This is a genomic window from Anoxybacillus thermarum (assembly GCF_000836725.1).
Classification (GTDB): domain Bacteria; phylum Bacillota; class Bacilli; order Bacillales; family Anoxybacillaceae; genus Anoxybacillus; species Anoxybacillus thermarum.
This window is the reverse complement of the sequence record NZ_JXTH01000045.1, coordinates 1-23,246: the sequence shown is the minus strand read 5'-3', so window position 1 is coordinate 23,246 and position 23,246 is coordinate 1. Positions and strand designations below refer to the sequence as shown.

Below are 23,246 nucleotides of genomic sequence, written 5' to 3'. Positions count from 1 at the left end.
CTCCAAAAGGGCCGCCAACAAGACAGCGAACACCTTTTGAAGAGTTCTGACTAATTGTTCCTCCAGCTCTTTTAATAAAGGCCATTCTGTGGTAAAATGTTTCATGGACTCTCTCCCTCCTGTTTTATTGATGTTGGTCATCACCATCATAGCAGGGAGAGAGTCCTTTTTGCATGACATTTGCTTTTTTCTACCGCGCTTCGCTTGGTGGCCCCGACGAGCGTCGCGAACAAAAGTTCGCAACCCTCGTCGGGGAATCATTCCTGAATGTCACCCACAAATATTTTACTCACACAAAACATCAGCGTAAATGGAAAAAGATCGATTTTCCGAATCGGAAAGTCGATCTTTTTTGTTTATTTCCTTCTTTGCTCGGAGATACTATGCGTACAGTACATATGCAGGAGGAACGGCCATGAATTGGACAAATATTGCGCTACTTATTCAGTTGTTTTTCGGGATTATTATCGGCCTCTACTTTTTAAACTTATTAAAAAGTCAACGAACGCAAAAAATTTCGATTGATAAAGAAGCACGCAAAGAGATGGAACAACTTCGAAAAATGCGCTCCATTTCATTAACAGAACCACTTGCCGAAAAAGTGCGTCCAAAAACGTTTGATGATATTGTCGGCCAAGAAGATGGAATGAAAGCATTGAAAGCAGCATTATGTGGACCGAATCCGCAACATGTTATTATTTACGGACCTCCCGGTGTTGGAAAAACAGCAGCTGCCCGCCTCGTATTAGAAGAAGCGAAAAAAAATCCACTATCTCCATTTCGAAAAGATGCTGTATTTATTGAATTAGATGCGACGACTGCTCGATTTGATGAGCGCGGTATTGCCGATCCGCTTATCGGTTCTGTACACGATCCGATTTATCAAGGAGCAGGAGCGATGGGACAAGCCGGTATTCCGCAACCGAAACAAGGAGCAGTAACGAATGCTCATGGTGGGGTGTTATTTATTGATGAAATTGGCGAGTTGCATCCGATTCAAATGAATAAGCTATTAAAAGTGTTAGAAGACCGTAAAGTGTTTTTTGAAAGCGCATATTACAGCGAAGAAAATCCGAATATTCCAAACCACATTCACGACATTTTTCAAAACGGATTGCCAGCTGATTTTCGGCTTGTTGGCGCTACGACACGAACGCCGAATGAAATACCGCCGGCCATTCGCTCGCGCTGTATGGAAGTATTTTTTAGGGAGTTAGAGCAAGAAGAAATCGCACAAATTGTGAAAAAGGCCGCGGAAAAAGTAAACCTTCCGATTGAGGAACAAGCAGTCGATGAACTTGCGATGTATGCGCGTAATGGACGAGAAGCGGTCAATACGCTACAAATCGCAGCGGGAATCGTCATTTCAGAGAAACGGTCTAAAATTTTGCGTCAAGATATTGAATGGGTCATTCAATCGAGCCAACTATCGCCGAGATATGAGAAAAAAGTAGGACAAGAAGCAAAAGTCGGATTAGTAAACGGATTGGCGGTTTACGGTCCGAATAGTGGAGCACTATTAGACATTGAAGTTGTTGTATTGCCGGCAAAAGAAAAGGGAACGATCAATATGACCGGCATTGTCGAAGAGGAGCAAATTGGCGGACAAGGAAAATCCATTCGCCGAAAAAGTATGGCTCGTAGCTCGATAGAAAATGTCATTACTGTTTTACGTACACTTGGTGTTCCTGCCGATCAATATGATATTCATGTCAACTTTCCAGGGGGCGTTCCGATCGATGGTCCTTCGGCTGGTATCGCGATGGCGATCGGTATTTACTCGGCCATTTATCGCTTACCGATTGATCCAACCGTAGCGATGACTGGGGAAATTGGTGTACACGGAAACGTGAAGCCAGTTGGTGGTATTTTTCCAAAAGTGAAAGCGGCGAAGCAAGCTGGGGCGAAAACAGTCATTATTCCACGAGGCAATATGCAGTCGATTTTAAGACAAGTGACAGACATTGAGATTGTTCCTGTTGATCATATTAGTGATGTTCTTTCCTTTTTATTTCACGAACATGTTCGTTCTGTTCCGATGCGTCATCATTTACCAAAAACAGAACGAATGTGAAAGCAATCGGCTTCAACGGAGCGTTGAAGTCGATTTTTTACGATGAAAGATTTTACAAACGCTATAATGTACTATACAATAGGGCAATAGAAGTATGATGGAGGTGCGGGGTTGTGGCGAGAAAGAAAAATAAAGTCATTCCACTCTTACCGTTAAGAGGGTTACTTGTGTTTCCGACGACAGTGTTGCATTTAGACGTTGGGCGGGAAAAATCGGTACAAGCGCTAGAAAAAGCGATGGTTGAAGAAAATCTCGTGTTGTTAACGTCGCAAAAAGATGTACAAATCGATGATCCAGAGCTTGAAGATGTATACGAGATGGGGACGATTGCACGCGTGAAGCAATTGCTGAAGCTCCCGAACGGAACGTTTCGTGTGTTAGTGGAAGGAGTATCGCGTGGAAAAGTAGTCAAGTGGGTAAGTGAAGAGCCGTGCTATGTTGTGCAAGTGGAACCGTTTTTTGATAACGAAAAGGAAGATATCGAGTTTGAAGCGTTGCGGCGAACAATGCTCGAATATTTTGAGCAGTACATAAAGCTATCTAAAAAATTGTCTGCAGATATTTATACGTCTGTCATGGACATTCAGCAAGCAGGGCGAATGGCCGATATTATCGCTTCCCATTTGCCGTTAAAGCTTGAAGAAAAACAACGGTTGCTTGAGGCGGTGGATGTAAAAGAACGCGTCCATCAAATCATTCAAATTCTTCATAATGAAAAAGAAATTTTACATTTAGAAAAACGAATTAGCCAGCGTGTGAAGCAATCGATGGAGCGAACGCAAAAAGAATATTATTTACGCGAACAAATGAAGGCGATTCAAAAAGAGCTCGGCGAAAAGGAAGGAAAAGCGGGCGAAATCGATCTGTTGCGCGAAAAAATTGAACGAGCTGGGATGCCAGAACATGTGAAAGCAACCGCACTAAAAGAATTAGAGCGTTATGAAAAAGTGCCAGCTGCCTCTGCTGAAAGCGGGGTGATTCGCAACTATTTAGATTGGTTGCTTGCGTTGCCATGGACGAAACAAACAGAAGATATTCACGATATTCATCGCGCGGAAAAAATTTTAAACGAGGAGCATTACGGGCTTGAGACGGTAAAAGAGCGCGTGTTGGAATATTTAGCTGTTCAACAATTAACAAATTCGTTACGTGGGCCGATTCTTTGTTTAGTTGGTCCACCGGGGGTTGGGAAAACATCGCTTGCTCGTTCCATTGCAAAAACGTTAAATCGACATTTCGTTCGTATTTCGCTCGGTGGGGTGCGAGATGAATCAGAAATTCGTGGTCATCGCCGCACGTACGTTGGTGCTTTGCCGGGTCGGATTATTCAAGGGATGAAAAAGGCAGGAACGATTAACCCTGTATTTTTGCTTGATGAAATTGATAAAATGTCAAGCGATTTTCGCGGTGATCCGTCTGCAGCGTTATTAGAAGTGTTGGATCCAGAACAAAACCATTCGTTTAGCGATCATTACATTGAGGAGCCATACGATTTATCAAAAGTCATGTTTATTGCGACAGCAAATACGCTCGCGACAATTCCGCGTCCGTTGTTAGATCGAATGGAAGTCATCACCATTCCGAGCTATACGGAAATTGAAAAACTGCACATTGCAAAGGGACATTTATTGCCAAAGCAAATGGAAGCGCATGGCTTACAAAAACGAATGCTCCATATGCGCGATGATGCGATTATGCAAGTCATTCGTTATTATACGCGTGAAGCAGGTGTGCGCAACTTAGAACGTCAGCTTGCTTCCATTTGCCGTAAAGCAGCGAAAACAATCGTATCAGAAGGACGAAAGCGAATTGTTGTCACAGAAAAAAATGTGAGCGAGTTTTTAGGAAAGCCGAAATATCATTACGGACAAGCGGAAAGTGAAGACCAAGTCGGTGTAGCGACAGGTCTTGCGTATACGGCAGCTGGTGGAGATACGTTAGCGATTGAAGTGTCAATCGCTCCTGGAAAAGGAAAATTGACGCTTACCGGTCAATTAGGCGATGTAATGAAAGAGTCTGCCCAAGCAGCATTTACATACATTCGCTCAAAAGCAAAACAATTAGGCATTGATCCGGAGTTTCATGAAAAACTAGACATTCACATTCACGTGCCGGAAGGAGCGGTACCGAAAGACGGTCCATCAGCAGGAATTACGATGGCAACAGCACTAATTTCCGCATTAACAGGAAAATCGGTCAGCCGCTTTGTCGGCATGACGGGAGAAATTACGTTGCGCGGTCGTGTGCTTGCCATTGGCGGTGTCAAAGAAAAAGTATTAAGCGCTCATCGCGCAGGGTTGAAGAAAGTCATTTTACCGAAAGAAAACGAAAAAGATTTAGAAGATATTCCGGAGATCGTAAAAAAACAATTGCAGTTTGTTCTCGTTTCACATATTGATGATGTACTTGAACATGCTTTGGTAGGTGGAGAATGATGAAAATTACAAACGTAGAAATGGTCATTAGCGCTGTGAAGCCAGAACAATACCCAGCAGGACAGCTCCCCGAGTTTGCGCTTGCTGGGCGCTCAAATGTCGGAAAATCATCATTTATTAACAAAATGATTAACCGAAAAAATTTTGCGCGCACATCATCTAAACCGGGAAAAACACAAACATTAAACTTTTATCGAATTAACGATGCGTTATACTTTGTCGACGTGCCGGGATATGGATTTGCGAAAGTATCAAAAACCGAACGTGAAGCGTGGGGAAAAATGATTGAAACGTATTTTACGACGCGCGAACAATTGAAAGCGGCATTGTTGATCGTTGATTTGCGTCATCCCCCGACGAAAGATGATGTCATGATGTATGAGTTTTTAAAGCATTACAACATTCCAACGCTCGTCATTGCGACGAAAGCGGATAAAATTCCGCGTGGGAAATGGCAACAACATGCAAAGGTCGCCAAAGAAACATTGCGCCTTATTCCAGATGACGAACTCATTATTTTTTCTGCAGAAACAGGCCAAGGGAAAGATGAAGCATGGGGTGCATTACAAAAATGGATGTAAATAAAAAATGTGGGTGAATGACCCACATTTTTGCATATTTACCCCTTTTTTACGAACAATAAGTACAATCCGAGCAAAATGAACGCCATCGGCCAAATGCGGATGAGTGAATCAAATGTCACGGACGTAAACACTTGTTGAAGCCGATGTGAAAATAAAAAAATAATGGATAGCGCAAACAATAAAATGGTAGGAAGCAATGCTTGCTTTGTTTTTACATATTGTAACAACAACCCGAGTGCGATAATGAGCGTCAACACGCTTACATCATCTGGCCACGCTGAAAGGCGTGAAGCGAGATGAAAATGGACGCCGATCCCAGTAAACGCCACACCGGACAAAATAGCGGAGTAGTCTTTTCCGATATACGCTTGACCTAAAAAAGCGATGCCGATCATAAACAGCAACGTTGGCCACGTATGGAAAGACGGAAAAAGTGAAAATCGCTCTAGTAAAAAGTAAGTTCCAAAACCGATCAAAATAATGCCGGAAAAAATACCACGTTTTTTCATTGAAAATCCCCCAATTCCGTGCGACACTTAAAACAGCATCTGTTCACTAGTTTACTAAATGAAAAGCATTTAAGAAAGATCGAAAGTTGTCAAATTGTATTCACACTTTATAAGGAAAAAACAAAATAGACGTGCTATAATGAAATGAGATGACTTTAAAATTCGGGGTGATGGGAATGTATGTCGTCGTTGTCAGCGTAAACTATCGTACAGCCCCTGTCGAAATTCGTGAGAAGTTGACGTTTAATCAAACGGAACTTGCTGAAGCGATGAAAGCGCTACAAAAGCAAAAAAGTATGTTAGAAAACGTCATCGTATCGACATGTAACCGCACGGAAATTTACGCGGTTGTCGATCAGCTGAACACAGGGCGTTATTATATAAAAACATTTTTAGCGGATTGGTTTGGGCTCGATAAAGAACAAATCGTTCCGTATTTGCACATTTATGAAGAGCGTGAAGCGATTGAGCATTTGTTCCGCGTTGCTTGCGGTCTTGATTCAATGATTTTAGGAGAAACACAAATTCTTGGGCAAGTGCGCACAAGTTTTCTTTTAGCACAGCAAGAAAACACAATAGGCACGGTGTTTAAACAGCTATTTAAACAAGCGATTACGTTAGCGAAGCGCGCGCATGCGGAAACAGAAATTGGTGCAAATGCTGTCTCTGTTAGCTATGCAGCTGTTGAGCTTGCGAAAAAAATTTTCGGCGATTTGAAAAATAAACACGTGCTCGTTTTAGGTGCTGGGAAAATGGGAGAATTGGCGTTGCAAAACTTGTACGGAAGCGGCGTCAAACGCGTGACAGTTGTGAATCGCACGTTTGAAAAGGCGCAACAACTTGCAGAACGATTTAACGGGGATGCCAAGCCGTTATCCCAATTGCAATGTGCTCTGTTAGAAGCGGATATTTTAATTAGTTCGACGGGCGCAAAACAATACGTCATCACAAAAGAAACGATGGCAGTGATTGAAAAAATGCGCAAAGGTCGTCCATTTTTTATGATTGATATTGCTGTACCACGCGATTTAGACCCGGCGCTTGCTGAATTAGATAGCGTCTTTTTATACGACATTGACGACTTGCAAGATATTGTTGAAGCGAACTTGGCGGAGCGAAAAAAGGCAGCGGAGCAAATTGAGCGCATGATTGCTGAGGAAATGGACGAGTTTCAACAATGGCTGCATATGCTTGGTGTCGTTCCTATTATTGCAGCTTTGCGCGAGAAGGCGATGCTCATTCAAGAAGAAACGATGAAAAGTTTAGAACGAAAATTGCCGCATTTATCAGAAAGAGATAAAAAAGTATTAAACAAACATACAAAAAGCATCGTCAATCAATTGTTGCGCGATCCGATTTTGCGCGCAAAAGAATTGGCTGCAGAGGACAATGCAGAAGAAGCGCTTCAGTTGTTTATGAAAATTTTCAATATTGAACAACAAGTGAAGCAGCAACAAAAAGGAATGAGCTGTGTTCACGAGCGAGCAACAGAACCATCTTTTCAATCGTAAGGAAGATCATATATGTTCGACATGACGAGATGGTACGAACTCTCGCTTCTTTTACATGCATCGTCCGTTTTGTTTTATTTTATTGATTTTCTTCACCACAACCGGAAGGCAAACCGTATTGCTTTCGGGTTGCTTTCTATTGTTTGGGGGATGCAAACATTTTTCTTTTTTGCGAGAATGGTCGAAACAGGAAGATTTCCTGTTTTAACGCTTGCGGAGGGGCTGTCGTTTTATGCGTGGCTACTGATTACGTTATCGCTTGCGATTAACGGATGGCTGCGCGTTGATTTCCTCGTCTTTTTTACAAACGTATTAGCGTTTTTTATTCTTTCATTGCATACGTTCGCACCGACGCCGTACACCGTTGGCATTGCTGAACAACTCATGTCAGAGCTATTGTTTATCCATATTACGATGGCCATTTTATCGTACGGAGCATTTTCCATTTCATTTATGTTTTCACTTTTATATTTGCTTCAATATGAGCTACTAAAGAAGAAAAAATGGGGAAAACGGTTATGGCGACTGGGCGACTTAGCGAAGCTTGACGATCTTTCCTATGTGTTAAACGGCGTCGGTGTGCCAGTTTTGTTATTAAGTTTAATTTTAGGTATTGTTTGGGCATACATGAAAGTAGATCATTTCGTTTTATATGATGCAAAAGTGCTCGGTTCGTTTACTGTATTTGTAACATACAGTTTTTATTTATATAAGCGAGCTGTCAAAGGGATACAGGGAAAAGAAATGGCGCTTTGGAATATCGGATCGTTCCTTATTTTGCTTATTAATTTCTTTTTGTTTGGCACGTTATCGCAATTTCACTTTTAACGACTGTTGGAGGAAAGCATGATGAGAAAAATCATTGTCGGTTCGCGCCGAAGCAAGTTAGCGTTAACTCAGACGAATTGGGTCATCGAGCAACTGAAACAGCTCGGTGCACCATTTGAATTTGAAGTAAAAGAAATTGTTACAAAAGGTGATCAAATTTTACATGTGACGTTATCGAAAGTCGGAGGCAAAGGGCTGTTTGTAAAAGAAATTGAACAGGCGATGCTAGATGGCGAAATTGATTTCGCAGTTCATAGTATGAAAGATATGCCGGCCGTCTTACCTAACCGATTAATGATCGGATGTGTGCCGAAGCGTGAAGATCATCGTGATGTGCTTATTTCGAAAGGGCATATTCCGTTTGAACAATTGCCAAGTGGAGCGATTGTTGGCACGAGCAGTTTACGCCGCTCGGCACAACTGTTAGCTGTTCGCCCAGACTTGAAAATTCAATGGATTCGCGGCAACATCGATACTCGTTTAGCAAAGCTACAAACAGATGAGTACGATGCGATTATATTAGCAGCTGCTGGTTTGCATCGCATGGGCTGGGCGAAAGAAGTAGTGACACAATATTTGCCGACTGACATATGTGTTCCAGCCGTTGGACAAGGGGCGTTGGCTATTGAATGTCGAGAAGATGATGCAGAGTTATTGCACTGGTTAAACAAGTTGACTGACGAGCAGACAGAACGCGCTGTTCGTGCAGAGCGTGCATTTTTACAGCGCATTGAAGGCGGTTGCCAAGTTCCTGTGGCTGGATACGCGTACGTTGACGGGAATGTCGTTGTGCTTACAGCGCTTGTTGCGACGCCGAATGGAACAGAAGTGTTAAAAGAAGTTGTGCGAGGAACAGAACCAGAAGAAGTAGGTATGGAAGCGGCACAGCGATTAATCGAACGAGGAGCGAAACAGCTCATTGAACGTGTGTTAAAGGAGCTGGGATAAATGCTTCGGGGGAAACGGGTGCTTGTGACGCGCGAGAAAGCGCAAGCAAAAGCGTTATCGCAAACGTTAGAACGATACGGTGCGATTCCTGTGGAATTGCCGTTAATTCGCATCGTACGAGCGAGACAGACGAATCAGGAATTGCTGCACAAGTGGCATACGTTTGATTGGATCGTATTTACGAGTCAAAACGGCGTCAAATATTTTTTCGAGCACATCGGGGAAATGAAGCCACCCACATGGCCAAAAGTGGCAGTAGTAGGAGAAAAAACAGCAAAAGCATTGCAAAAACGAAACGTCGTTGTTGATTTGATTCCAAATGAGTTTGTGGCTGAAAGCTTGGCCGAAGCGTTAAAGCCGTTGGTTTCATCGAATGCGCGCATTTTGCTTGTGAAAGGAAACTTAGCGCGCGACACGTTGCGCGAGCAATTAAGCAACATAGCGAACGTGACCGATTGGATTGTATACGAAACGACATACAACGAAGAAGCAAAGCCACAACTCATTCATTTTCTTCAGCAACGAATGATTGATGCGATCACGTTTACAAGCTCATCGACGGTACATAGTTTTGCACAAGCGGTCTCGGGGGAAAACATTGATTTGTCTTTCCTCACAATCGCATGTATCGGTCCGATTACGAAACAAACTGCACTTCAGCTTGGACTTCCTGTTCACGTTTGTCCACATACATATACAATCGACGAGATGGTTGAACAACTTCATCAATATTTTACAAGGGGTGAATAGTATGACATTTGCACGTCATCGACGTTTGCGCCAAACGGCCAATTTGCGAGCTATGGTGCGTGAAACACATCTTCATGTGGAAGATTTTATTTATCCGATTTTTGTCATCGAAGGGGAAAAAATAAAAAATGAAGTACCTTCGATGCCTGGTGTGTATCAGCAGTCGCTCGACTATGTGCTTGAAGATGTGCGCGAAGCGGTTCAATTAGGGGTACGATCAGTAATTGTATTTGGTGTACCAAATGAAAAAAATGATATCGCTTCGCAAGCATATTGTGAACACGGCATCGTTCAACGTGCTATTCGTGCGATAAAGGATGCGTTCCCTGAACTTGTTGTTATTGCCGATACGTGCTTATGCCATTATACAAGCCATGGCCATTGTGGTATCGTAGAAAACGGGACGATTATTAATGACGATACGCTCGAATTGTTAGCGAAAACAGCAGTAAGTCAAGCGAAAGCCGGAGCGGACATTATTGCACCGTCCAATATGATGGATGGGTTTGTCACAGCGATTCGGCAAGCCTTAGATGAAGAAGGATTTACATATGTCCCGATTATGTCTTATGCGGTTAAATATGCTTCGGCATTTTACGGACCGTTTCGTGATGCCGCGCATAGCGCACCACAATTTGGGGATCGTAAAACGTATCAAATGGATCCTGCCAATCGTCTAGAAGCGTTTCGTGAAGCGCAAGCAGATGTGGACCAAGGAGCCGACTTTTTAATGGTGAAACCGGCACTGTCTTATTTAGACATTATTCGCGACTTGAAAAACCATTTCCATTTGCCGATCGTTGCTTACAACGTGAGCGGGGAATATGCGATGGTGAAAGCAGCGGCACAAAACGGTTGGATCGATGAAAAAGCGGTTGTACTTGAAATGTTAACGAGCATGAAGCGAGCCGGAGCGGACTTAATTTTAACGTATTTTGCGAAAGATGTTGCTCGTTGGTTAAAGGGGGAAAAGTGATGCGTAGCTATGAACGTTCCAAAGCGGCATATGCTGAAGCAGTAAAACTGATGCCTGGTGGGGTAAATAGCCCGGTGCGCGCATTTAAATCGGTGAAAATGGACCCGATTTTTATGGCGCGAGGAAAAGGATCAAAAATTTACGACATTGATGGAAACGAATATATTGATTACGTTTTATCGTGGGGACCGCTTATTTTAGGTCATGCAAACGATCAAGTTGTCGAGGCGTTAAAACGCGTAGCAGAAACAGGAACAAGTTTCGGGGCCCCAACGTTAATCGAAAATGAACTCGCTAAACTTGTGATGGAGCGCATGCCTTCCATTGAAATCATTCGCATGGTTAGCTCAGGAACGGAAGCGACGATGAGCGCTCTTCGTTTAGCGCGGGGGTATACAGGACGAAATAAAATTGTGAAATTTGAAGGTTGTTATCATGGACATGGTGATTCGCTTTTAATTAAAGCCGGATCAGGTGTCGCGACGCTCGGCTTGCCAGATAGCCCCGGAGTGCCAGAAACGATTGCCCAACATACGATTACCGTCCCGTACAACGATTTACAAAGCGTACGTTATGCGTTTGAAAAGTTTGGAGAAGATATCGCAGCTGTCATTGTAGAACCTGTCGCTGGAAACATGGGAGTTGTTCCACCAGAGCCAGGTTTCTTACAAGGATTGCGGGATGTGACGAACGAATACGGTGCACTTCTTATTTTTGATGAAGTGATGACAGGTTTCCGTGTAGACTATTATAGCGGTCAAGGATATTATGGTGTCACTCCTGATTTAACATGTCTTGGAAAAGTGATCGGTGGTGGACTACCAGTTGGCGCATACGGTGGTCGTGCTGATATTATGGAGAAAATTGCGCCAAGCGGTCCAATTTATCAAGCGGGCACGTTATCAGGAAATCCAATGGCGATGACAGCAGGTTATGAAACGTTGCGTCAATTGACGCCAGAGACATACGAAACGTTCAAGAAAAAAGCGAATCGGTTAGCGGAAGGACTAAGTGAAGCGGCAAAAGCGTACGGCATCCCACATACAGTTAACCAAGCGGGCTCGATGATCGGCATTTTCTTTACGAATGAGCGTGTCATCAATTATGAAACAGCGAAAACATCCGATTTAGACTTGTTTGCTCGCTATTATCAAGAAATGGCGAATGAAGGCATTTTCTTGCCTCCATCCCAATTTGAAGGCATGTTTTTGTCGACTGCGCATACAGATGAAGATATTGAAAAGACGATTGAAGCAGCGCGACGTGCGTTTGCAAAAATGAGCGATTGCCTATAAGGCGTCGCTTTTTTTATGCATACTTCTTTTTTCTCTCTCATACTCATAGTAATGTGAAATGACTTGGACGTTGAAGGAGAGATGAGCATGTTGCGTTTTTCAATTGAAGAAGCGATTGCCTTTCGACGTGAACATCACGTTGATCAATTATTATCCATTTCGCTACAGCCGACGATTACGATTGAGGAACAAGAAGATTATGTGTATATTCGCGGTGTGCTAGAGTTATCAGGAGAATATACGAAGCGAGAAGAAGATAGAGAGGACGATCAACCGTTTGAAGCGGTTCGCTATGTGGAACATGTACGTATAAATGATGAACAAATTGGTGAATTTTTGCATCAATTCCCGATCGATGTCACCGTACCGAAAGAGCGAATTGATGACATTGAACAAGTATATGTAATGATTGAATCGTTCGATTATGATTTAAGGCAGCATGAATTACGTTTAATTGCGGAAGTAGCGATTCACGGCATTCAAATGGATAATGATCGCGAAGATGACGAATGGGAGCCGTACAACGTAGACGATTTTGAGCCGTTTGAAGTTGTTGCTCGGGAAGAAGTATATCAACAGGAAGAAACAGAAGAAGAACAAGAGAGTATCGTCAACGTTCCGAAATTTTATATGTTTCATGAAGAAAGCGAACAAGTAGAAGAACCGTCTTTTCAACGTGAGCAAGTAGAAGATGACGATGAAGTCGAACGAACAGAAGAACAAAAAGAAGAAAAACAATCGTTTCAACTTGAAATGAAAGGGAGAGATACAAACGAAAAACGAAATGAAAACGCCTTGTACTTAACAAAGCTATTCGGTAAAAATGAAGAACAGGCGTTTGCTCGTTTGAAAATTTGCATCGTCCAACAAGGTGATTCGTTGGACAAGATTGCCGAGCGATACGACGTATCTGTTCAACAGTTGTTACGCACAAACCATTTAGAAAGCGGTGCGGACATACACGAAGGTCAGTTGTTATACATTCCAACGCCAAGTAAAGTGTAAAAGGGTTGCATGATGATGCAAACGGTGCAACAACATAAGAATGTAGAGAAATGGAAAACGACAAATGGAACATATGCGCTTAAACGAGTGAAATCTTTGGCACATTGGCAGGCGGTTGAGCAAGCCCATCGCTTACGCATACCGCTTGCCATTCCGATTTATGAAACGAAAAAGAGGGATGGGCAATGGTACTATATTATGCCGTGGTTAAAACAAAAAACGAATCCGGCGTCGTCGTTTTTTCACGATTTGGCACGATGGCATAAACATTCGTTAAAAGAAACACAAACGACTGAAACAGAAATTGAGCGGTATTACGAAGAACGCAAACTTTCCCTTGAGAACGCTAAAAAAACATTGACCCACTATATAGAAACATGTGAAAAACAATGGTATATGTCTCCGTTTCAACTACAATGTTGCACTCATTTTCTCGACATCATGCGCGCCATTACATTTTCTGAACATACGTTAAATGAGTGGCGCGAGCGAATGCGGGAAAAAAAGACGGTTCGCATTTGTTATATTCACGGTCGTCCATCGTTTCAACATTACGTTGAACGAGACGACGGAACATCATATTTTATTAGTTTTGAACAAGCGCGCTGGGCGCCTCCATTTCATGATTTACTTTTATTTTTTCGACAATATTTGCAAACGTATCCGATGACATGCGATGACGCTGTACAATGGCTTTCACAATATGAACAAACATTAGCGCTTGAAGAAGATGAGCGACTTTTATTTTTTCATTTACTTGTGGATCCATATCGGTTTGTTCGTCTCATTCATCGATACGAACAACAGCGACATCATCGACAAATGACAGCTATTTGGCAACGAGCGTATTGGCAAATGAAAAACATTGAATATGTCATCGGAAAGTGGGAAGAAAAAAAGAAAACAAATCAAATCCAATCGTAATGTAAAGCGAATGAAAGAAAAATGAAAATAGCGAGTAAAATAACGTCGATTGTTGTTGGAAATAAAATGGTACGGATCGCTTGAACAACGGTAATCGGAATAATGCATTGTTCAGCAATAAAGCGAAGTTTTCTAAGCCACGGTGGCCAAGCGTACGGATTGTAACGTTTACGCATATGCTCACATCCTTTTTACACGTTTCGCTCCTTCGAGGGGCTTTTCTTTTTTATCATATGTATAAAAGAGTGAAAATGTGGCAAACCTTATTGACGATTTGTATGATTTTTATATAGTATTATGTATGAATAGAAAAAAGCGAAGATAGGGAAGAGTACGGCGTAACCCGCCTTGCAGAGAGGGGAATCAATAGCTGCGAGATTTCCTAGGTTTGTGGTCGTCGGAAGGTCGCCCTGGAGCTGCTTCTTTGAACGATAGTAGAAGAAGCCGGCACGTCGCCGTTATCGATTTGAGTGCTTAAGCATCGCTTAAGAAAAAAGGTGGTACCGCGAAAGAGTCTCCTTTCGTCCTTTTCGGATGAAGGGAGTTTTTTATTTTAGTGAAGGAGGGATTTTTTATGTTACCGCCAAAATATGATCACCGTGCTGTCGAGGCAAACCGTTATGAATGGTGGTTAAAAGGAAAGTTTTTTGAGGCAACAAGCGATGAGAAGAAAAAGCCATTTACGATCGTCATTCCACCGCCAAATGTGACAGGAAAGCTTCATTTAGGACATGCGTGGGATACGACGTTACAGGACATTATTACGCGCATGAAGCGCATGCAAGGGTACGACGTCTTATGGCTTCCGGGCATGGATCATGCGGGAATTGCGACGCAAGCGAAAGTAGAAGAAAAGCTTCGCCACGAAGGAAAAACACGCTACGATTTAGGACGTGAACGATTTGTTGAAGAAACATGGAAGTGGAAAGAAGAATATGCGGGACATATTCGTTCTCAATGGGCGAAGCTCGGCCTTGGGCTCGATTATACGCGCGAGCGCTTCACGCTTGATGAAGGGTTATCAAAAGCAGTGCGGGAAGTATTCGTTTCGTTATATAAAAAAGGGCTCATTTACCGCGGCGAATATATTATTAACTGGGATCCGGTGACGAAAACAGCGCTATCGGACATTGAAGTCGTATATAAAGATGTGCAAGGTGCGCTATACCATATGCGTTATCCGCTTGCGGACGGTTCTGGCTATATTGAAGTGGCAACGACGCGTCCAGAAACAATGCTTGGCGATACAGCGGTTGCCGTTCATCCAGAAGATGAGCGTTACAAACATCTTATCGGAAAAACAGTCATTTTACCGATCGTTGGTCGTGAAATTCCGATTGTCGGCGATGAATACGTCGATATGTCGTTCGGTTCAGGGGCGGTCAAAATTACGCCAGCACACGATCCAAACGACTTTGAAATCGGCAACCGTCACAACTTGCCGCGCATTCTTGTGATGAACGAAGACGGTACAATGAACGACAACGCCCTTCAATATAAGGGGCTTGATCGTTTCGAATGCCGGAAACAAATCGTGAAAGATTTACAAGAACAAGGCGTGCTATTTAAAATCGAAGAACATATGCATGCAGTCGGTCATAGTGAGCGTAGCGGTGCAGTCGTTGAACCGTATTTATCGACGCAATGGTTTGTGAAAATGAAGCCGCTCGCTGAAGCTGCCATCGAACTACAAAAAACAGAAGGAAAAGTGAATTTCGTTCCGGAACGATTTGAAAAAACGTATTTACATTGGATGGAAAATATTCGTGACTGGTGCATTTCCCGTCAGCTTTGGTGGGGACATCGCATTCCAGCGTGGTATCATAAAGAGACGGGAGAAGTGTATGTAGACCATGAGCCACCAGCAGATATCGAAAATTGGGAGCAAGATCCAGATGTATTAGATACATGGTTCAGCTCTGCGCTTTGGCCGTTTTCGACGATGGGTTGGCCAGATGAAACATCGGCAGATTACAACCGCTATTATCCGACAGATGTGCTTGTGACAGGGTATGACATCATTTTCTTCTGGGTATCGCGCATGATTTTTCAAGCTTTAGAATTTACTGGAAAACGTCCATTTAAAGATGTGCTTATTCACGGATTAGTGCGCGATGCGCAAGGGCGGAAAATGAGTAAATCGCTTGGCAATGGCGTCGATCCGATGGATGTCATCGATCAGTACGGTGCGGATTCGCTTCGCTATTTCTTAGCGACAGGAAGCGCGCCGGGTCAAGATTTGCGCTTTAGCACAGAAAAAGTCGAAGCGACATGGAACTTTGTCAATAAAATTTGGAATGCGTCTCGTTTTGCGATTATGAACATGGAAGGATTCACGTATGATGACATCGACTTAAACGGTGAAAAAACGGTTGCAGATCATTGGATTTTAACACGCTTAAATGAAACGATCGAGACGGTCACAAAACTTGCAGATAAATACGAGTTTGGCGAAGTCGGTCGCGTCTTATATAACTTCATTTGGGACGATTTATGCGACTGGTATATTGAAATGGCGAAATTGCCGTTATATAGCGACGATGAACAAGCGAAGAAAACGACGCGTTCCGTTTTAGCTTACGTGCTTGACCAGACGATGCGCCTTCTTCATCCGTTTATGCCATTTGTTACAGAAGAAATTTGGCAACAGCTTCCGCATGAAGGAGAGTCGATTACAGTTGCTCCGTGGCCGCAAGTTCGTCCTGAACTAAGCAATCATGAAGTTGCTGAGCAAATGCGCTTGCTTGTTGATATTATTCGCGCGGTGCGTAACATTCGCGCTGAAGTAAATACTCCATTAAGCAAGCCAATTACGTTACACATAAAAGCGAAAGACGAGCACATTGCAACAATGCTTGAGAAAAACCGCTCATATATTGAGCGTTTCTGCAATCCAAGTGAACTTGTGATGGGCACAGCGATTCCAACTGTTGAAAAAGCGATGACGGCTGTTGTGACAGGTGCGGAACTAAGTTTGCCGCTTGAAGGATTAATTAATATTGAAGAAGAAGTGAAACGCCTCGAAAAAGAGTTACAAAAACTCGATCAAGAAGTCGAGCGTGTGCAGAAGAAATTAAGCAATGAAGGATTTTTAGCGAAAGCGCCAGCGCACGTCGTCGAAGAGGAGCGGAAAAAAGAGCGCGACTATATGGAAAAACGTGAAGCTGTTCGCGCCCGTCTTGCACAATTAAAGCAATAGTTTTATGATGAAGACGAATCCACTTTGGGTTCGTCTTTCATTTTGCACAGGGGGGATTTTTCATGGTTCGTACATATAAAGAAGCAGTCGATTGGATTCATAGTCGTTTATCATTGGGCGTAAAGCCGGGATTGAAACGAATGGAATGGATGATGGAAAAGCTCGGTCATCCACAACGCCGCATCAAAGCGATTCATGTTGGTGGAACGAATGGAAAAGGTTCAACCGTTTGTTTTTTACGTCATATATTACAAGAAGCAGGGTATCGTGTCGGAACATTTACATCGCCTTATGTTGAACAATTTAATGAACGGATTAGCATCAATGGGCAACCGATTCGTGACGTTGATTTAATTAAACTCGTCCAAGTGATTCAGCCTTTGGCAGAAGAATTAGAACAGACGGAATTAGGTGGTCCGACCGAATTTGAAGTCATTACGGCTATGGCGCTCTATTATTTTGGAAAAATGAACGTACAAGACGTCGTCATTTTTGAAGTAGGACTTGGTGGTCGTTTAGATTCGACGAACGTCGTTTATCCGCTCTTATCGGTGATTACAAATGTCGGTTACGATCATATACATATATTAGGGAATACACTTGAACAAATCGCATTTGAAAAAGCAGGAATTATAAAAGCGGGGATCCCTGTTGTAACTGCGATCGACCAGCCTGAAGCTATACGGGTCGTAGAGGAAAAAGCGGCATCCGTGCGTTCGAAAGTATATGCGCTCGGTCGCGATTTTGCCGTTTTTGCTCATGAACCAACGACAGATGGGGAGCGTTTTTCATTGCAAACACCGTTTACGACATATTATGATGTGGCGACGGCGATGTTTGGTGGGCATCAAGTGAAAAACGCAGCACTTGCGCTAATGGCGGCTGATTATTTACGCACGTATTATTCGTTTTTGATTGAGCGGGAACATATGTATAACGGCATTCGGAAAGCCAAGTGGCTCGGACGATTTGAAAAGATGAACGATCGCCCACTTATTATTATTGATGGGGCGCATAACGAAGAAGGAATCGATAGCCTTGTGGCGACAATGAACGCTCATTACCCGAACCATCGAGTGCATCTCCTTTTCACAGCGTTAGGCGATAAACCGGTCGCAGCGATGATTCGGAAACTAGAAACGATTGCACATACGCTGACGTTTACAACATTTGATTTTCCACGCGCTCTTTCCGCCGAACAACTAGCCGAACAAGCGACGCATCCAAACGTTCAATGCACGAACGATTGGCAACAATGGCTAAAAGAAAAGCGAAAACAAGCGGGAAAAGACGACATCATTTTAATTACAGGTTCGCTTTATTTCATCTCAAACGTACGAAATTTTATAAAAAATAAATATAAATAATGGCAACAGTAATGGTATAATAGATAAAAAATAGGACTTTTGAAAGGGGGAGAGGTAGGTGAGGAGAAGCTTGCTACATTTCTTTTTTGTTTTCTCTTTTGTTATCCTCTTCAGCTGTTATTTTCCTGTACTGGGTCACGCTCAGACATCTCCGTCATTAGATTTCACAGTTGTTCCGTCCCAAAATGAATATGCAAAGCCTCCTAATGAGGATGCTATGGGAAGGCTGGATATAACCATTACTCCAAAAGGAAAAATTGATAACATCGTTCGCCCGCCGATTGATGTCGTGTTTGTTTTTGACATCTCCGGCTCAATGGATGAATCGGGAACGGATCCTATGAAATTTCAAAGTGCTAAACAGGCATTAGCTTCGTCTATACATTATTTCAAGGCAAATGCTAATCCAAGTGACCGATTTGCTCTAGTCCCCTTCTCAGATGGTGTTAAGTATGATCAAGTTGTTCCATTTCCATCGGGTGTGTATAATGTTTCATCCCACTTAGAGACTATTTTAGAAACAGCCAATGGTTTAGTTGCTAGAGGGGGAACAAACTACTTAGCTGCGTTGCAAACAGCTCAGTCCTTTTTTGATGATTCTACTCGAAAAAAATATGTTATATTTTTAACTGATGGTGAGCCAACGGTATCAAAGGTAAAGGAAAAAGTGATATATGAAGTATGTGAAGGGATATTATGGTGGAGGAGATGCTATAACCAGACAGCCAATTTAGATGTTGAATATAGATTGTTAAGTGACGGTATAACCTCTGAGAGAGTGATCTACTATCCAAGTGGAAGACAGTCAACTTTATCACGAAATTCAACAGATTATGCAAAATATAAAGAGAAAATACGTAGTCATGCGTTGAATATGTCTAGGGCACTTGGTAGTAGTAATGTCACACTTTACTCGATTGGATTCGGAAATAATCGAGATGTTGACTTAAATTATCTAGAGCGGTTATCGGCGATAACTGGTGGGATTGCCAAACAAGGCACAACACAAAACTTAGTAGAAATTTTCCGGGAATTTTCAAAACTTGCAATAGATCCGGTATTGTCAGGGACAATTCGCATTCCTCTTCATTCGTTCGATGGAAAAGTGCAAATTTTCGAAAATGGTAATGTATGGATTGATGATACTAAGACGAATGCTTACATTTCATTTAACGTCAATTATAACGTTGGTCAGTCTACACCTTCCCCAATAAATGTATCTGTGCCGATCGCGTTCAAGGAAAAAGGAACATATACGCTGAATGCAGAGATGGTTTATAGGGATGTGTATGGTGTAACACAACCGTCTATTAATAAGCAAGTTACGATAGTAGTAAAGGATGAAGTTCCACCGACATTTGACGGAAAAGTAGAGCTTCAAGGGGTTTCCCACGATGTTAGCGCCCTAATTAAATATGGAAATACTAACGGTGATTCTAACCAATTTGTTGCACGATATACGCTAATTCCTAGTGGCTATGTTGGAAGTGGTAAGTCAGGCTATTTAAGCAATATAAAAATTATTCAACCGCTTCCACAAGGAGTAACGGTGGCTGCTTCTCAAAATGTTAATGTTTACACTCAGGACGGTACAATGTATGTGGAACTTTTGTTGCCAGATAAGAAAGTTGATTATAAAGAACTGAATAATACGTTGTTGAATGTTGATTTAAAATTACAGGTAAACTGGGCGATGGATGCAGTGCAATTGCCTCGGGCGACAGTTTCTTTTGAAGATAGTATCTATGGTCTAAGTTCATCTGTATTGCCAATAGCTTCAGAGTTAATCGGGATGAAGGTGAGACTTTTAGAGTTCCCAAACATTTATTATGAAGGAGATAGCCGAGGACTCGTTTCTAAATGGAATAAACTTCCATTGACAACGAATTTGATTGCTGAAACGAAGCATCCTAATGATTATGGGTTACGAATGTTGCCAATCCAGTCATTATCGTTTAAGCCGGGCAGCGACAATTATATTATTTTGGTAACTTACAAGGATGGCGAATCGGTTGAATTAAATCTTAAGCCTCAGTTAAAAATATTGAAGTCTGACAACGTAGAGATTCCAAGTGGATCTGTGGTAACAGAGCCTGTGAAGGTTCGGATTGTTGGATTTGTGGCAGGTGAAAATGTTTCTTATCAATATCAAATGGCTAACTTAAAGCAAAATATCAATTGGAGTTCACTAGTTGAGCCGTATGAAATTCCGATTACTGTTGACGGTTTAACGACGATTTCTGTTAAGTCATTTGGTGGATTTACAAAAGAGCCTAGCCTCTCATCTGTTTTTGTGACATACAACAAGTTGATTAGTAGCATCAGACTTGAGTACAATAGGGAGATGAATGTGGGAGTTGAGCAGATTATTCGACCAGTCATTTCTCCAATTGATGCAACGAACCAGCAGTTACAGTGGAGTTCAAGTGACCCGAATATTGCTACTATTGATCAACAAGGAAAAGTGGTGGCGAAGAGACCAGGTGTTGTGAACATCACAGTTAGAACATTAGATGGAAGTAATTTGTATGAAAGTGCACAAATTCGAGTCATAGATCCTATTGTTTTGCTAGAAGGAATTCGTTTTAAACGTTCGATTTTGTATGTAACAGTTGGCACGAAGGTTTCCCTCAATGAAGAAATTGAATTCATACCGAGTAATGCAACAAATAGAAAAATTGATATGAGTTCGAGCTCTCCAAGTTATGTTGCTGTTTTTGAACAAAACGAAAAATGGGTTTTAGAGGCAAAGGAGTTAGGATATGCAACAATCACGGCGAGAGCTAGAGATAACGAGAGGATTTCGGCATCTATGCTTGTCATTGTAAGAGATGGGGATTTAGGAGATGAGTTTGAAGATAAAAGGAATAAATGGTAAAAAGCAGACGCGAGGGTTTAACTCGTGTCTGCTTTTTATTTTACGCTCAATTCATCAATAATTACATGCAACCTTTTTGAAAATGGAAGACCTAATCCGCGATCGATCAAGACTTTTTTGTCGTGTCGAATGATAAAACGTGATTCTGACACATTTGTGAGTGTTAGATTGGAATTAGGCGGTTCTGACAGCGATGTTACCACTCCGCGATAAGCGTTTATGGTCACTCCCTCGCTGAATCCATCAGCGATTGTTTGCTCACTATTTCCCCTAGCGAACAATCCTCCTCTAATATTGATATACGAACCAACTGCATAAATTACAGCATTGCTCTCGGTATAGAAGTACCCTTGAAGATTTTCTTTTTCGAAACTGAAGCTGTTATTAAAATCATTCACTCGATAAAGCTCTAGACGTCCTTTTGAAAGAATGACAACTTGTTCATTATCTAGACCTGAAATATTGGTATCATATATTGACGTTTTCCCTGTCACGTATATTGTGGAAGCAAGCTGTACTCCGGATTTTCCGTTTATAATCAAATCCCCAAACACAATGATGTTTCCTTTTAACTTACTGTTGTTTCCTAAATATAGATCCCCATCTACAATAAGCCATTTGTCTTCTAAGTTAAGCACTTCGTTTTCATCTTCGTTTTCAAACACATAGGAAGGAGCAGATTGTAGAACGATAGATTTGCTATTCTGGTTGTTTTTAATAAAGTCTTTAAAAAGCATGACATCATCTACAAGAGAAAAAGCCTCGTTTTCTTTAAGCTGATTAAAAAGATGTTCTGGATCCTCTGAATTTTTAATGTAATTCGCATACTCATAGCTAAAAGGTTCAACTCCAGCTGCTAGCAATAGTTTATCCTTTAGCGTCCATGAGAAATCCACGTCAATAAAATCTTCTGTCTCCTTTTGAATAAGAAGAGAAGATGGTAGCTCATGTTCTGAGTAATTTAGCAATAAGTACTCGAATCTATTGTTATTTAGGTTGTAACAACTCCTTGCTCCATTTCCGTGATCGCATCCATAACGCTTTCCATTGGCAAACAGTATGCTTTTTTCGCTCGTCGTCGGGAACGTCGTTTGAACCGAATAAAGCGTAGAGTTGTAAATATAATTGGCTACGTTTGTGACGTATATATCTTTTCCTGCGTATATGTTCCCGTCAATATAAGCCCCACCATTTAACGTCACATTTTCTCTTGAACCGAGGGCGTATTTTAAAAAGCTCGGTGCATTTGTAATAATGACTTCACGTGATACCGTTTTTTTTCCGTATAGGGCGGAGATGCGAAATACGCGCGTAAATAATTTATTGCGGTCAATTTCTTTTTCATCCGTTATATCTTTAATTGAGACGTTATGGCGATTCCTCAGTTCGTTTAAAAAACCAACTTGGTCATTTCCTAAATCTTGGACATTTCCTAAATCGATGTCAAGCCGCGTTGGAGTCGATAGCGGCAATGTTTCAACTTTCGCTTTTAACTCCGCCACTGTTTCTTCTACCGATTTTACAGCATCGTGAAGCGATGTGACATCCTCGACGCGCACTTGTGTGAATTTCGCTTGATATATGCTTACTGATACAATCGTCAAACCGATTACAAAAAAGACTGTAACGGTTAACATCACGAGCACAAGACTATATCCTTTTTCGTTCATCATCTTTGGCGAGGAGACCCCGACTTCTAAGCGAGAGCGAAAGTCGGGGAGGAATCGCCCTTCCTCCTTTCTTTTGTATATGATAGAATAAGAATGTGGAGAAAACCGTTGAATCAAGGCACTCCAATCCCCGTTACTCGATGTAGGGAGTTGGTTGCAGGAAACGTTGCAACCGTAAAACATCGAGCGTACATCCGTCTGTTGTGCGTGGAAGTCAAGTACTGCCTACAGACATGCCGAGCCACTCGGTAGCGATATAGGCATGACCTATGTCGTTGGGTAGTCGTCAACCT

The 23,246-nt window shown here is 42.1% G+C and carries 17 protein-coding genes and 1 other annotated feature; of the genes, 14 read left to right on the top strand and 3 right to left on the bottom strand.

The window, feature by feature from the left end; genetic code table 11:
- Positions 1–415 precede the first annotated feature (415 nt).
- From lonB to yihA, 3 genes are all read left to right on the top strand, one after another.
- Positions 416–2,074 (top strand): ATP-dependent protease LonB, encoded by a 1,659-nt coding sequence (gene lonB / locus LH47_RS10685; RefSeq protein WP_043967329.1) that lies wholly within the window; start codon positions 416–418, stop codon positions 2,072–2,074.
- A 113-nt stretch (positions 2,075–2,187) separates the two neighbouring features.
- Positions 2,188–4,509: an endopeptidase La gene (gene lon / locus LH47_RS10680; RefSeq protein WP_043967327.1), complete on the top strand. Its 2,322-nt coding sequence runs from the start codon at positions 2,188–2,190 to the stop codon at positions 4,507–4,509.
- On the top strand, positions 4,509–5,090 hold the full coding sequence (yihA, locus tag LH47_RS10675; protein ID WP_021093847.1) for a ribosome biogenesis GTP-binding protein YihA/YsxC: 582 nt from the start codon (positions 4,509–4,511) through the stop codon (positions 5,088–5,090). The genes lon and yihA overlap by 1 nt, the downstream gene beginning before the upstream one ends.
- Positions 5,091–5,128: 38 nt before the next feature.
- On the opposite strand, the gene LH47_RS10670 is transcribed toward yihA, so the two are convergent.
- Entirely contained in the window at positions 5,129–5,602 is a 474-nt protein-coding gene (locus tag LH47_RS10670; protein ID WP_043967325.1) for a LiaI-LiaF-like domain-containing protein, read from the bottom strand.
- A 176-nt stretch (positions 5,603–5,778) separates the two neighbouring features.
- Here LH47_RS10670 and hemA point away from each other — a divergent pair, with 176 nt between their 5' ends.
- The 8 genes from hemA to LH47_RS10630 all read left to right on the top strand — a co-directional run bounded on the left by hemA (position 5,779) and on the right by LH47_RS10630 (position 13,839).
- Entirely contained in the window at positions 5,779–7,113 is a 1,335-nt protein-coding gene (gene hemA / locus LH47_RS10665; protein ID WP_043967323.1) for a glutamyl-tRNA reductase, read from the top strand.
- 12 nt (positions 7,114–7,125) lie between these two features.
- Positions 7,126–7,941, top strand: coding sequence for a cytochrome C assembly family protein (locus tag LH47_RS10660; protein WP_043967321.1), 816 nt, complete (start codon positions 7,126–7,128; stop codon positions 7,939–7,941).
- 21 nt (positions 7,942–7,962) lie between these two features.
- The gene (gene hemC, locus LH47_RS10655) at positions 7,963–8,889 is read left to right on the top strand and encodes a hydroxymethylbilane synthase (RefSeq protein WP_043967319.1); all 927 of its coding nucleotides are present in this window, start codon (positions 7,963–7,965) and stop codon (positions 8,887–8,889) included.
- Entirely contained in the window at positions 8,890–9,639 is a 750-nt protein-coding gene (locus tag LH47_RS10650) for a uroporphyrinogen-III synthase (protein WP_043967317.1), read from the top strand.
- 1 nt (position 9,640) lies between these two features.
- Positions 9,641–10,615, top strand: coding sequence for a porphobilinogen synthase (gene hemB / locus LH47_RS10645; protein WP_084221316.1), 975 nt, complete (start codon positions 9,641–9,643; stop codon positions 10,613–10,615).
- A complete protein-coding gene (gene hemL, locus LH47_RS10640) occupies positions 10,615–11,910 on the top strand; it encodes a glutamate-1-semialdehyde 2,1-aminomutase (RefSeq protein WP_043967313.1) in 1,296 nt (431 codons plus the stop codon). Before hemB ends, hemL begins: the two co-directional genes overlap by 1 nt.
- 87 nt (positions 11,911–11,997) lie before the next feature.
- Entirely contained in the window at positions 11,998–12,915 is a 918-nt protein-coding gene (locus LH47_RS10635) for a LysM peptidoglycan-binding domain-containing protein (RefSeq protein ID WP_043967311.1), read from the top strand.
- Between the two features lie 9 nt (positions 12,916–12,924).
- The gene (locus tag LH47_RS10630; RefSeq protein ID WP_043967309.1) at positions 12,925–13,839 is read left to right on the top strand and encodes a protein kinase family protein; all 915 of its coding nucleotides are present in this window, start codon (positions 12,925–12,927) and stop codon (positions 13,837–13,839) included.
- On the opposite strand, the gene LH47_RS10625 is transcribed toward LH47_RS10630, so the two are convergent.
- Positions 13,824–14,015 (bottom strand): hypothetical protein, encoded by a 192-nt coding sequence (locus LH47_RS10625; RefSeq protein ID WP_009361757.1) that lies wholly within the window; start codon positions 14,013–14,015, stop codon positions 13,824–13,826. The genes LH47_RS10630 and LH47_RS10625 overlap by 16 nt on opposite strands.
- A gap of 133 nt (positions 14,016–14,148) precedes the next feature.
- Positions 14,149–14,371, top strand: a binding site (T-box leader).
- 42 nt (positions 14,372–14,413) lie between these two features.
- On the opposite strand from LH47_RS10625, the gene LH47_RS10620 reads away from it, so the two are divergent.
- The 3 genes from LH47_RS10620 (at position 14,414) to LH47_RS10610 (ending at position 21,283) form a co-directional block, all read left to right on the top strand.
- Positions 14,414–17,038, top strand: a complete 2,625-nt coding sequence (locus LH47_RS10620) for a valine--tRNA ligase (protein WP_043967307.1) — start codon at positions 14,414–14,416, stop codon at positions 17,036–17,038.
- 62 nt (positions 17,039–17,100) lie between these two features.
- Positions 17,101–18,405: a bifunctional folylpolyglutamate synthase/dihydrofolate synthase gene (locus LH47_RS10615; RefSeq protein WP_043967305.1), complete on the top strand. Its 1,305-nt coding sequence runs from the start codon at positions 17,101–17,103 to the stop codon at positions 18,403–18,405.
- A gap of 58 nt (positions 18,406–18,463) precedes the next feature.
- A complete protein-coding gene (locus LH47_RS10610) occupies positions 18,464–21,283 on the top strand; it encodes a VWA domain-containing protein (RefSeq protein WP_052585041.1) in 2,820 nt (939 codons plus the stop codon).
- Between the two features lie 35 nt (positions 21,284–21,318).
- On the opposite strand, the gene LH47_RS10605 is transcribed toward LH47_RS10610, so the two are convergent.
- Positions 21,319–22,953 (bottom strand): hypothetical protein, encoded by a 1,635-nt coding sequence (locus LH47_RS10605; protein WP_043967303.1) that lies wholly within the window; start codon positions 22,951–22,953, stop codon positions 21,319–21,321.
- Between the last annotated feature and the right edge of the window lie 293 nt (positions 22,954–23,246).